Here is an 11,482-nt window from a genome sequence, read left to right as displayed (position 1 = left end):
TGGGGAGCGGACCTCATACGGCGTCTGCCGCCCGGCGCTTCCTGCGGGTGTGGGTGCGGTCGGTGGTCCAGACGAGCGTGGCGATGACGGGGAAGGCGGCCGCGGTGAGCGTGACCGTGGTCCAGTTACCCACGTGGTGGGCGAGGGTGCCGAGTTGGGAGCCGATGGCGCCGCCGACGAAGAAGGTGGCGATGTAGACGCCGGTGATCCGGGCGCGGGCGTCCGCGTCGAGTTGGTAGATGGTGTGCTGCCCGAAGATCAGGGAACACTGCACGGCGCAGTCCAGGAGGACCGCGGCCGCGGCGAGGACGAGGATCCGGTGGGCGGCCAGACCGGCCCAGATGAGGGTGGCGGAGGCGAGCAGGCAGGTCACGGGGGTGAGCCGGTGGGCGAGCCCCCGGTCGGCGAGGCGGCCCGCGAGAGGGGCGACGAGCGCACCGGCGGCGCCGACGAGGGCGAACAGGCCGACCTGGAGCTGAGAGTAGTGGTACGGCGCGGTGGTCAGGACGTAGGAGATGGTCGTCCAGAACGCGCTGAAGGCGGCGAACATGCAGGCGTGGTAGAAGGACCGGCGGCGCAGCTGCGGGTGGACGCGGATCAGGCGGGCCATGGAACGCAGCAGCACGGTGTAGGGATCGGTGCTGGTGGGGGCCCGGTGGGGCAGCGCGCGGCGCAGGACGAGGGCCAGGATCGCCATCAGGGCGGCGGAGACCAGGTAGACGGTGCGCCAGCCCGCGACGTCCGCGAGCAGGCTGCCCACGGTGCGGGAGAGCAGGATCCCGGCGAGCAGTCCGCTCATGACCTTGCCCACCACGGCGCCGCGCAGGTGATCGGGGGCGAGGTCGGCGACGTAGGGGACGAGGACCTGTGCGACGACGGAGGTGGCGCCCGCGACGAGTGCGGCGACGAGCAGGACGGTGAAGGTGGGGGCGAGGCCACCGGCGGCCATGGCCAGGGCCGTGACGGTGAGCAGGACGGAGACCAGACGGGAGTTCTCGATGCGGTCGCCGAGAGGGACCAGGAACACCATGCCGACGGCGTAGCCGAGCTGGGTCAGGGTGATCAGCAGACCGGCGGTCGAGTCCTGGAGCTGGAAGGTCCGGCGCATCATCTCCAGGAGCGGCTGGGCGTAGTAGAGGTTGGCGACGGTCAGTCCACAGGAAGTGGCCAGGAGGGCGACCAGCCATCCGGGCAGGGTTTGCTGTCGCGCGTTCGACTCCGGTGTGGCACGGGTGACTGCGGGCACGGGCATGGTCCATCTCCGGATACGGACGGGGGGAAGCCGAGTCGGCTTCACGGATCGGCCGGCCCGGGGCCTGCGCCCCGGCCCGGAATGGACACCTCGGTCGCTCCGGCACGCGGCCGACCGATCTGGAATCAGGGTTCCATATTGAACTGCGATTCAACATAGAACGCGACAGGTAGCATGTCAAAGATGAAGAACTCGGGCGTCCCGCTGCCGCAGGGGATCGAAATCGGTGCACTGTCCAGGATCATCCGGCACCACTTCGCCGACCGGATCGAGCAGGTCATCCACCCGCTGGGACTCACCCTCGGGCAGTGGACGGTACTGCGGGAGCTGAAGCGGACACCCGGCGCCTCCGCCTCGGAGCTCGCCCGCGCCGCGGTCCACACGCCGCAGGCCGTCAGCCGTCTCGTCCGGTCCCTGCAGGAGAAGGGCCTGGTGGAGCGCTCCCCGGCCCGCGGCCGGGTGGTGGACAACCACCTCACGGCCGAGGGACACCGGGTGGTGGACGAGACCTTCGTCCAGATCGAGGCTCGACTGGCTCCGGCACTGGAGAAGTTCGGCAAGGCCCACACCGAGGAGCTCCGCCGTCTGTCGCATCTCCTCATCCAGGCCCTGGAGGACCCGGCCTGAGCCGGGTCGGAGACAGATCGTCCTGCCTCGACGAGAGCGCCGACGCGGAAGGCCGCCACATCGGGCGCCGTGCCCCCTGGGTTCGGTGTGCCTCGGGAATCGGCATTCTCGGTAGCGTGGTGGGTCCATGTGTCCGGTTGTCCCGTACGCGGGCTTCCGACGGAGAATGACGAGGCTGCAAGTGAGTGGACCGACGAAACCCGAGGTCAGCGTTGCGGAGGGGGACGCCCCCGCCGAACTGACCCTCCAGGACCTGGTCGTCGGGGACGGCACCGAGGTGAAGCCGGGCATGGTGGTCAGGGTGCACTACGTCGGAGTGACGTACGGCTCGGGGAAGGAGTTCGATTCCTCCTGGGAGCGTGGCGAGCCGTTCAAGTTCGCGCTGGGCGGCGGCAAGGTCGTCAAGGGCATGGACCGGGGCGTGAGAGGCATGAAGGTCGGCGGCCGACGCGAGATCGTCGTTCCCCCGCGTCTCGGCTACGGCAAGCAGTCACCCTCGCCGTTGATCCCGGCGGGCTCCACCCTCGTCTTCGTGGTGGACCTGCTCGACTCGTACTCCGGCACAGCCGGGTGGAGCCGCGCCTAACGGCAACGGACCGATGGCGACCAGCACGCCGTCGACCGGGACGAGCGTGCCGACCGGGCCGAGAGGTGCCGAGCACGGTGAGTTTTCCCCGGCCGGTTCCGGGCCGCCGAAGCTCAGTCCGCTGCGAAGCGATGCCCAACGGGAGCTTTTCCGGCTGCCCGGAGGCTTTCCCGCAGGCCGGGACGGGGTAGAAAAGGTGAGGCACCGGGCCGATCGACCATCGGCGGGCTCGCACCCGCGGGCAGCAGGTGCACGTTCGACCGACAGGGCCGCTCAGGCTTCCTGCGAGGGGGAATTCCATGCGTTTCCGGATCAAGGCTGCCGTCACAGCGACAGCATTTCTGACCGCCGGTTTCACCGTCCCTGCCACCGCCGTACCTGTTGCGGCCGAACCCGTGCCCGCCGCGACTGCCCGTCCCGCCTCGGCGAGCACCATCTACTGTCCGAACGACGCGGACTTCGCCGGAACGAGCATCCGTATCCGGTCCGCCCCCGACCTGGGCTCCGCCACCAGGGGCTACGGGAATCACCACGACTGCTTCACCGGGGGCTTCCAGACCACCGGCGCGAGGGTGAACTGCGGGGCGAACTCGACCGACCAGTGGCAGTACGGTACGGACCGCCGCACCCATGTCACCGGATACGTCAGCTGGTGCTACCTGGAGGTCGACGGGACCGGCTGACGTCACCCTGTCTACGGCACCAGCACGGACAGAGGCCATGGCCTCGGCTTTCCACCCGTCACAGGACGGTCGGAAAGGCCCCGGCGCAGTGAAGGTCACCGTTCTCCGAGGCTTCGCCATGGCGGTGTTGGAAGGCATCCGCCCGCTCCCCGTACCGACGGGGGGCGGGCGGTTCTCCGTGGCGGTTCGGTGCCCTACGAGGCGATCGGGACCGCCCGCTGGCCCGGGCCGTCGTACGAGGCGAGGGGGCGGATCAGGGAGTTGTGGGCGAGCTGTTCGGTGATGTGGGCGCTCCAGCCGGTGATCCGGCTCATCACGAACAGCGGGGTGAAGACGGGGGTGTCGAAGCCCATCAGGTGGTAGGCGAGGCCCGCCGGGTAGTCGAGGTTGGGGTGGATGCCCTTACGGGTGAGCATCGCCTCGCGCAGTGCGGTGTGGAGGGCGGCCAGCCGGGCGGTCTCCGGGTCGGCGGCGCGGGCCACCAGCCGGTCCAGGGCCTCCTGCATGATCGGGACGCGGGAGTCGCCGTGCCGGTAGACACGGTGGCCGAAGCCCATGATCTTCCGCTTGGCGGCCAGCGCCTCGTCCAGCCACTCCCCCGCGCGGGCCGGGTCGCCGATCTCGTCCAGCATGTGCATCACCGCCTCGTTGGCGCCGCCGTGCAGCGGCCCCTTGAGCGCGCCGATCGCCGCGGTGACCGCGCTGTAGAGGTCGGAGAGGGTGGAGGTGACCACCCGGGCGGTGAACGTCGAGGCGTTGAAGCTGTGTTCGGCGTAGAGCACCATTGAGATCTCGAAGCAGCGGACGATCTCGGGGTCGGGGAGGGTGCCGAAGCACATGTGGAAGAAGTTCTCCGCGTACCCGAGGTCGGGATCGGGCGGGATGGGGTCCAGGCCCCGGCGGCGGCGCTGGTCGGCGGCGACGACGGTGGGGAGCTTCGCCAGCAGGGTGAGGGACTTGGCGCGGTTGGCGGCGAGGCTGCCGTCGTCCTCGGTGGGGTCCTCGGCGCCGAAGAAGCTGACCGCGCAGCGCAGTACGTCCATCGGGTGGCAGGTCTCGGGCAGCCGGGCGAGCAGCTCGGCGGTGGTGCGGTCCAGCGGACGCAGGGCGCTCTCCCGGGCGCGGAACTCCCGCAGCCGTCCGGCGTCGGGGAGTTCGCCGTACCAGAGCAGATGGGCGACCTCCTCGAAGGAGCGGTGGGCGGCCAGTTCCTGGACCGGGTAGCCGCGGTAGGTGAGGGAGTTGGTCTCCTCGACGACGGTGGAGATGCCGGTGGTGTCGGCGACGACACCGGCGAGACCTCGGTGGATGCCGGGTGTGGTGGTCATGGCGGACCTTCCGGTGATCAGTTGCCGGGCGGGAGGGTGAAGTCGAAGACTGCGGAGTCGAAGGAGGCGTACTCCGCGTAGCCGAGGAGTTCGTAGAGCCGGGAGCGGGTCTGCATGCGTGGGAGCAGGGACTTCTGGGTGCCGTCGGCGGCGAGGGTGCGCAGCCCGTCCTCGACGGCGCCCATCGCCAGGCGCAGCAGGGTGACGGGGTAGAGCGCGATGTCGTAGCCGAGGTTCTCCAGGGTGCGGGCGTCGAGGAGCGGGGTCTTGCCGAACTCCGTCATGTTGGCGAGCAGCGGGACGTCGACGGCGGCGCGGAAGGCGGCCAGCTCCCGCTCGTCGGCGAGGGCTTCGGGGAAGATCGCGTCGGCTCCGGCGTCGACGTACGCCTTGGCGCGGTCGATCGCGGCGTCCAGACCCTCGACGGAGCGGGCGTCGGTGCGGGCCATCAGGAGGAAGTCCGGGTCGCGGCGGGCGTCGACGGCGGCGCGGATGCGGCGGGTCATCTCCTCGCGCGAGGTGACGGTCTTGCCGTCGAGGTGGCCGCAGCGCTTGGGGTTGACCTGGTCCTCCAGGTGGAGTCCGGCCAGCCCGGCGTCCTCCATCAGCTGGACGGTGCGCGCCGCGTTCATCGGCTCGCCGAAGCCGGTGTCGGCGTCGATGAGGACCGGCAGGTCGGTGGCGCGGGTGGTCTGCTGGGCGCGGGCGGCGATCTCGGTGGCGGTGGTCAGGCCGATGTCGGGGAGGCCGAGGTCGGCGGCGAGGACCGCGCCGGAGAGGTACGCGGCCTCGAAGCCGGTGTCCTGGATGAGCCGCGCGGAGAGCGGGTTGAGGGCGCCGGGTACGGCGAGCAGGCGGCCGGTGGCGAGCCGTTCGCGCAGCGCGCGGCGGCGCCGGGCCGGGGTGGTGCGGGTGTGCAGCATCAGAACAGGCCCTTCGGCAGGTCCGCGTCGTAGGCGGCGACGGCGTCGGTGTCGACCGCGGGGAAGAGTCCGCCGAGGTCGGGCGCGGTCAGGTCGGGCAGGTGGGCGGCGGCGGCCAGGAAGCGGTCCTGGGCGTCGGGGGTGACGATGCCGTCGGCGAGGGTGCGGAACTTGCCCTCGTAGGCGGGACGGTCGAAGGGGCGGGCACCGGCCGGGTGGGCGTCGGCGACGGCGAGTTCGTCCTCGAGGACGTTGCCGTCGTCGAGGGTGAGCACGGCGCGGCCGCCGAAGGCGCGGCGCTGCGGGTCGGGGTCGTGGTAACGGCGGGTCCACTCGGGGTCCTCGACCGTGGTGATCTTCTGCCAGAGCGCGACGGTGTCGGGCCGGGCGGCGCGCTCGGGCGCGTAGGAGCGCTCGTGGTGCCAGGCGCGGTCCTGGAGGGCGACGGCGAAGATGTACGGGATCGAGTGGTCGAGCGTCTCGCGGCTCGCCGTCGGGTCGTACTTCTGCGGGTCGTTGGCGCCGGAGCCGATGACGTGGTGGGTGTGGTGGCTGGTGTGCAGGACGATCGAGGCGACGCGGTCGAGCGGCGCCTTCTCGCCCATCCGGCGGGCGAGGTCGATGAGCGCCTGCGCCTGGTACTCCGCGGAGTGTTCCTTGGTGTACGTGTCGAGGATGGCGCGGCGCGGCTCGCCCGGCTCGGGGAGGCTGACCGGGTAGTCGGAGTCCGGGCCGTCGAGCATCCAGGCGAGGAAGCCGTCCTCGCCCTCGTAGATCGGGGAGGGCGAGCTCTCGCCGCGCATCGCCCGGTCGACGGCCTCGATGGCGGCCTTTCCGGCGAAGGCCGGGGCGTACGCCTTCCAGCTGGAGATCTCGCCCTTGCGGGACTGCCGGGTCGCCGTGGTGGTGTGCACGGCCTGCTGGACGGCCTGGTAGACGGTCTCGGTGGGCAGCCGCAGCAGGGCGCCGAGGCCGCAGGCGGTGGCGGCGCCGAGGTGGGCGACGTGGTCGATGCGGTGGGCGTGCAGGCAGATGCCCTTGACCAGCGCGACCTGGATCTCGTACGCGGTGACGACGGCGCGCAGCAGGTCGGCGCCGGTGCGGCCGGTGTGCTGGGCGACGGCGAGCAGCGGCGGGATGTTGTCGCCGGGGTGGGAGTAGTCGGCGGCGAGGTAGGTGTCGTGGTAGTCGAGTTCGCGGACGGCGGTGCCGTTGGCCCAGGCGGCCCATTCGGGTGAGACGCGGGCGCGGGAGCCGAAGACCGAGGCGCCGGGGGCGGTGGCGCGGTGGGCGGTGGCCTGGGCGCGGGCCACGGCCACCGGGCGGCGGGTCAGGGAGGCGACGGCGACCGAGGCGTTGTCGATGACCCGGTTGACGGCCATGGTGACGCTCTCCGCGTCCAGCTCCTCGGTGGCGGTGGCCACGGAGGCGAGCCGCCAGGCGAGCTGTTCCTCGCGCGGCAGGCGGTCGGCGCTGGGACGGACTCGGACACGGTGCTCGATCACGGGGCTCCTCGGGGTGTCGGGCGCTGCGGTGGTGACGCCATGAGCCTGCCCGCCGGATGCCGGGGCGGGCCAGCGTTCCCGGATGCGGATTCCGTACGTCGCGGAGCTGCGAATCTGCGAAAGATGCGAAGGGTGCGGATGTTAGCTTCGCAAGTGGTGGGGCCGCGCCGCGGGAGCGCGGGGCCCGCGAGGGAGGTACGCGATGGCCCGGGGAGCGCCCGGCCGCAAGGTCTACGCCCACGCCAAGCTGCGGCGGCTGCGCCGGGAGCACGGGATGAACCAGGTCGACCTGGCGCGCGCCCTGTCGATCTCCACCAGCTACGCCAACCAGCTCGAACAGAACCAGCGGCCGCTGACCGCGCCGGTGCTGCTGCGGATCGCGGAGGTCTTCGGCGTCGACCCGGAGTTCTTCTCCGAGGCGGCGGAGGACCGGCTGGCGACGGAGTTGCGGACCGCCCTCGCCGACGAGGCGTGCGGGGTGGAGCTGCCCGGCGGCGAGGAGATCGCCGAGGCGGCCCGGGACCATCCGGAGGTGGCCCGGGCGCTGGTGGCGCTGCACCGCCGCTACCGCGACGCCGCCGAGCAGGCCGCGCATCTGGCCGAGCCCGGCACGGGCGGCGCGCCGCTGCCGCCCGGCGAACCGCACGACGAGGTCCGGGACTTCTTCTACGCGCACCACAACCACTTCGGCGCGCTGGACACCGAGGCGGAACGCCTCATCGAGGAGTTGGAGCCGCGGACCGGGCGGGTGTCCGAGCCGTTGGCGGCGCGTCTCGCCGAGCGGCACGGTGTGCGGGTGGTGCACGCGGCGGGCCGCTCCCCCGACGCCCGGCGCCACGATCCGGCGACCGGGCTGCTGTTCCTCTCCCCGTGGCTGAACGACGGGCGGCGCGCCTTCCAGCTCGCCACCCAGCTGGCCCTGCTGGAACACGGCCCACTGCTCGGCCAACTCGCCGACAGCGCGACGGAGTTGACGTCACCGGAGTCGGTGGAGCTGGCCCGGATCGGGCTGGCGAACTACTTCGCGGGCGCGGTGTTGATGCCGTACACCGCCTTCCATGCCGCGGCGGAGGAGGTCGGGTACGACATCGAGCTGCTGTCGGCGCGGTTCGGTGTCGGCTTCGAGACGGTCTGCCACCGCCTGAGCACCCTCCAGCGCACCGGGCGCCGCGGGGTGCCGTTCTCCTTCCTCCGGGTCGACCGGGCCGGGAACATCTCCAAGCGGCAGTCGGCGACCGACTTCCACTTCTCCCGGCTGGGCGGCACCTGCCCGCTGTGGACGGTGTACGCGGCGTTCTCCGCGCCCGGGCGGATACTGACGCAGGTCGCGGAGATGCCGGACGGCAAGCGGTACTTCTGGATCGCCCGGACCGTCACCCACGGCGGCCACGGCCACCGCGCGCCGCGCGCGGAGTTCGCCCTCGCCCTCGGCTGCGAACTGCGCCACGCGCACCGGCTGGTCTACGCGGAGGGCATCGCGCTGGACGACGCCCGGGTGGCCACCCCGATCGGTCTGGGCTGCCGGATCTGCGAGCGGCGCGACTGCGCCCAGCGGGCGCGGCCCCCGGCGGGCGGCCGCCTCGCCATCGACCCGGACCGCCGCAGCTACGTCCCGTACCCCGTCGTCCACCGCACCACCCCGCCCGCCCCGCCGAAGGAGCTCCCGTGACCAGCCGTGTCCTGCTCGTCTCCGCCGCCATGACCGCGTCGCTGCGCCGGGCGGCGTTCGACGACGGCGATCCGCTGGACGCCTCGGGAGCGGCGCACGCCCGGGCGGCGGCCGGGGCGCTGCCCGCCGCGGAGGCGGTGGTGACCTCGCCGAGCGTGCGCTGCCGGGAGACCGCCGAGGCCCTGGGGCTCGCCGCGGACGACGCCCCGGCGGAGCTGGCCGGGCTGGACGCCGGGCACTGGCGTGGCCGCACCCTGGAGGAGGTGGCCGCGGCGGAGCCGGAGGCGGTGGCGCGGTGGCTGGACGATCCGGCGGCGGCGATCCCCGGCGGGGAGTCGGTGGCGGACGCCTGCGCACGGGTGGCGCACTGGCTGGACGCGCTGCGGCCCGCGGCGGGCCGGGTCGTGGCGGTGGTGGAGCCGGAGGCGGTGCGGGCGGCGGCCGTCCATGCGACGGGCGCGCCCGTCTCCGCGTTCTGGCGGTTCGACGTGCCGCCGCTGAGCTGCACGGAGCTGACCGGCCGGGCGGGACGGTGGAACCTCCGGCTCGGGGCGCCGCTCACCGCCGGGTGACGGCGTCCGGGCGGGGCGCGGCCGTCCGGCACATACGGAAGGGCCCCCGGTCGGCTGCCGGGGGCCCTTCGCGCGTACGGCGCGTCTCACGGAGCGGTCGGTACCGCCTCGGCGGCGGCCGGTGCCGGACGCAGCAGGCGCTGGGCCAACTCGCCGAAGAGCAGCCCGAACCCGGTCCACAGGGTGAGCTGCATCCCGAGGGCGGAGAGCCGGAAGCGCCACAGCAGCGCCGCCGGGAAGTGCTCCGGCACCTCGTCGATCACGGGCAGGAACGTGTAGGCGAGCGCGATGACCACGGCGAAGGCGAGGACGGCGACGACCGTGGCGTACCAATTGCCGATACGGGGCGCGAGGCGCCTGCCCAGGAGGGTGGCGGCGAGCGCGAGGAGCACGCTGAGCAGCATCATCAGGAAGTACAGGGCGGTCCGCTTGCCGATGGTGTCGGGGTCGCCGACGGCGGGCGGGTTGGCCGGGTACTTCAGGAACGGGACGACGTAGACGGCGAGCAGGGCGCAGCCGGAGAGCAGCAGCGCGGTGGCGCGGGGACCGAAGCGGCCCACCCGGCCGAGGGCGAAGCAGTAGGCGAGGGCGGCGATTCCGCCGAAGGCGATGCCATAGACGAGGACGCCGGTGGCGAGACCCGCGGTGGACTGCAGGCCGCGGGAGACCAGTTCGACCTCGTCGCCGTGGGAGTGCCCGGCGTGGGCCTCCTCGAAGCCGATGGCGCTGTTGACGTTCGGCTCGCCGAGGACGTAGGCGACGATCAGGGCGAGCACGCCGGCCCCCAGGCCGGCGAGCATGCCCCGGACGAGCAGATTGCGGACGGTGGTGGAGTTCATGGAGGTGGCGGCGTCCCTTGCGTCAGTGGCAGGGGAAGCCGAGCAGGTGGCGGGCGTCGTGCACCCATTCATGGACCCCCGCGCCGTTGAACACGGAGGTGGCGCCCTGCTCGGCGCCGACGAAGTAGAGCAGAACCAGCATCAGGACGCCGACGAAGACCGCCCAGGGAGCGACCGCCTTGAGCGGAAGCCTGTCGGGTATCGCGGGAGCGGCGGTCGGCTGGGCGAAGGGCTGCGCCATGGCGGGGCCTCCTTTGGGAGTTCGCGTCCCATCTCGGTGGTGCACAGGACGACGGCCCCGGGTCTGACTCACACGCCGCCCCGTCCGTGCGGAGGGGCGGCGGGCTCACAGTGGCGCGACCGTGCCGGATTTGCACCGGCTTCCGTCGTGCCGTCGTCGATATCGCACCGAAGGTACCGCGTGGCGGGTGACCGGCCAAGGCCGGGCCCCCGAAAAGATCCGGCCAGCCCGCCGGGCGCCACCACAGGTGGGCGGCGGGCCGCGGCCGGATCAAGACGGTGGGCAGCGGCGTTACTTGCCCGCGCCGACCGGGTCGACGGTGATGTCGCCGGTGGGCTTGTCGGAGACGGCGAGGTTGATGGCGGCGGGCAGGGAGTGCGAGTGGGTCTCGTTGGGCGGGGTGACGATCAGGGAGGTGAAGGTCACGCCGCTGCCGCCGGAGGTGTTCGCCGGGGCGTGCAGCGTGAAGCGCGTCTCCTCGCCGGGCTGGACGGTGACCTTCGCCGGGGTGAGGCTGCTGCGGTCGGCACTGACGGTGCCGTCCTTGCCCTTGAGGTCGACGCCCGGGAAGCCCTGGAGGGAGCAGGCGGCGGACCCGGTGTTCTTGAGGTTGATCAGGTAGGTGTTCTCGCTCATGCCGTGGGAGAGGCTGAAGTCGAGCTGTGCGGTCTTGCAGGCGCCGCCCGCACCCGCGCCCGCACCGGCACCCCCGCCGGAGCCGCCCGAGGCGGAGCCGGACCCGCCCGAGGTGGAGCCCTTGTCGGCGGGGGCCGCGGAGTCGCCACCGTTCTGCGCGGCGTCGCCGGAGCCCTGGGCGGACGAGGAGGGCTGGTCGCTCGCCGTGGCACCGTCCCCTCCGTCGCAGGCCGTGAGCGTGAGCCCGGCGACCAGGGCCAGACCGGCGAGGGACAGGGTGTGGGCGCGCATCTTCTCTCCTTGCGGGGTGGTGCCGCTCACCCGTGGGTGAGCCTTACGTGATCACCGAGGCTCCCACGGCGTACCGCCCCTTCCGCAGTCAGCCCCCGTCTCTCCACAGTCCGTTGACAAACGTGACCGGGCCGGTGGCGGAGATAGGGGGCTATGTCCGGATGCGGTGTTCCGCGCGTCGCTGACCGCGCGGTTGGCCGAGGCCCACGCCCCCCGCGTCGAGCGGTACCGGCGCCTGGTGTGGACCGTCAACGGCTGGACGGCGGGGCCGGGCGGCGGGGAAGGAGAAGTGACCGTTCCGGCCCGGCCGCGCCGGGCGTTGCTCTAGCG

General features: G+C 72.6%; 13 protein-coding genes. 6 read left to right on the top strand and 7 right to left on the bottom strand.

Annotation, left to right across the window (positions count from 1 at the left end; all coding sequences use genetic code 11):
- Positions 1-13: 13 nt before the first annotated feature.
- A complete protein-coding gene (locus IF23_RS0110890; RefSeq protein WP_030282350.1) occupies positions 14-1,252 on the bottom strand; it encodes an MFS transporter in 1,239 nt (412 codons plus the stop codon).
- 183 nt (positions 1,253-1,435) lie between these two features.
- Between IF23_RS0110890 and IF23_RS0110885 the strand changes: the two genes are divergently transcribed.
- The 3 genes from IF23_RS0110885 (at position 1,436) to IF23_RS0110875 (ending at position 3,148) form a co-directional block, all read left to right on the top strand.
- Positions 1,436-1,879 carry a MarR family winged helix-turn-helix transcriptional regulator gene (locus IF23_RS0110885; RefSeq protein WP_051739479.1) on the top strand — a complete coding sequence of 148 codons (444 nt, stop codon included), beginning with the start codon at positions 1,436-1,438 and terminating at the stop codon, positions 1,877-1,879.
- A gap of 181 nt (positions 1,880-2,060) precedes the next feature.
- Entirely contained in the window at positions 2,061-2,465 is a 405-nt protein-coding gene (locus IF23_RS0110880; protein WP_169749992.1) for an FKBP-type peptidyl-prolyl cis-trans isomerase, read from the top strand.
- A 299-nt stretch (positions 2,466-2,764) separates the two neighbouring features.
- Positions 2,765-3,148, top strand: coding sequence for a hypothetical protein (locus IF23_RS0110875; RefSeq protein ID WP_157847998.1), 384 nt, complete (start codon positions 2,765-2,767; stop codon positions 3,146-3,148).
- A gap of 194 nt (positions 3,149-3,342) precedes the next feature.
- Here the strand turns inward: IF23_RS0110875 and IF23_RS0110870 are convergent, their stop codons facing one another.
- Genes IF23_RS0110870 through IF23_RS0110860 form a run of 3 tightly spaced genes read right to left on the bottom strand, consistent with a single transcriptional unit; the run spans position 3,343 to position 6,904 of the window.
- On the bottom strand, positions 3,343-4,476 hold the full coding sequence (locus IF23_RS0110870) for a bifunctional 2-methylcitrate synthase/citrate synthase (RefSeq protein ID WP_030282343.1): 1,134 nt from the start codon (positions 4,474-4,476) through the stop codon (positions 3,343-3,345).
- Positions 4,477-4,493: 17 nt separating this feature from the next.
- On the bottom strand, positions 4,494-5,399 hold the full coding sequence (gene prpB, locus IF23_RS0110865; RefSeq protein WP_030282341.1) for a methylisocitrate lyase: 906 nt from the start codon (positions 5,397-5,399) through the stop codon (positions 4,494-4,496).
- Positions 5,399-6,904: an MmgE/PrpD family protein gene (locus IF23_RS0110860; RefSeq protein ID WP_030282340.1), complete on the bottom strand. Its 1,506-nt coding sequence runs from the start codon at positions 6,902-6,904 to the stop codon at positions 5,399-5,401. The genes prpB and IF23_RS0110860 overlap by 1 nt, the downstream gene beginning before the upstream one ends.
- A gap of 202 nt (positions 6,905-7,106) precedes the next feature.
- Here IF23_RS0110860 and IF23_RS0110855 point away from each other — a divergent pair, with 202 nt between their 5' ends.
- Together IF23_RS0110855 and IF23_RS0110850 are read left to right on the top strand one after the other, a co-directional pair.
- Entirely contained in the window at positions 7,107-8,573 is a 1,467-nt protein-coding gene (locus IF23_RS0110855) for a short-chain fatty acyl-CoA regulator family protein (protein ID WP_030282338.1), read from the top strand.
- The gene (locus IF23_RS0110850) at positions 8,570-9,145 is read left to right on the top strand and encodes a histidine phosphatase family protein (RefSeq protein ID WP_030282336.1); all 576 of its coding nucleotides are present in this window, start codon (positions 8,570-8,572) and stop codon (positions 9,143-9,145) included. Before IF23_RS0110855 ends, IF23_RS0110850 begins: the two co-directional genes overlap by 4 nt.
- Positions 9,146-9,231: 86 nt before the next feature.
- Here the strand turns inward: IF23_RS0110850 and IF23_RS0110845 are convergent, their stop codons facing one another.
- From IF23_RS0110845 to IF23_RS0110835, 3 genes are all read right to left on the bottom strand, one after another.
- On the bottom strand, positions 9,232-9,984 hold the full coding sequence (locus IF23_RS0110845; protein WP_030282335.1) for a CbtA family protein: 753 nt from the start codon (positions 9,982-9,984) through the stop codon (positions 9,232-9,234).
- A 22-nt stretch (positions 9,985-10,006) separates the two neighbouring features.
- Positions 10,007-10,225, bottom strand: coding sequence for a CbtB domain-containing protein (locus IF23_RS0110840; protein WP_030282333.1), 219 nt, complete (start codon positions 10,223-10,225; stop codon positions 10,007-10,009).
- 291 nt (positions 10,226-10,516) lie between these two features.
- The gene (locus tag IF23_RS0110835) at positions 10,517-11,152 is read right to left on the bottom strand and encodes a DUF4232 domain-containing protein (RefSeq protein WP_030282331.1); all 636 of its coding nucleotides are present in this window, start codon (positions 11,150-11,152) and stop codon (positions 10,517-10,519) included.
- Positions 11,153-11,318: 166 nt separating this feature from the next.
- Here IF23_RS0110835 and IF23_RS33975 point away from each other — a divergent pair, with 166 nt between their 5' ends.
- Positions 11,319-11,480 (top strand): hypothetical protein, encoded by a 162-nt coding sequence (locus IF23_RS33975; RefSeq protein WP_157847997.1) that lies wholly within the window; start codon positions 11,319-11,321, stop codon positions 11,478-11,480.
- Positions 11,481-11,482 lie beyond the last annotated feature (2 nt).

This window comes from Streptomyces catenulae, from assembly GCF_000718015.1.
Taxonomy (GTDB): domain Bacteria; phylum Actinomycetota; class Actinomycetes; order Streptomycetales; family Streptomycetaceae; genus Streptomyces; species Streptomyces catenulae.
This window is presented reverse-complemented; position numbering and strand designations above follow the sequence as displayed.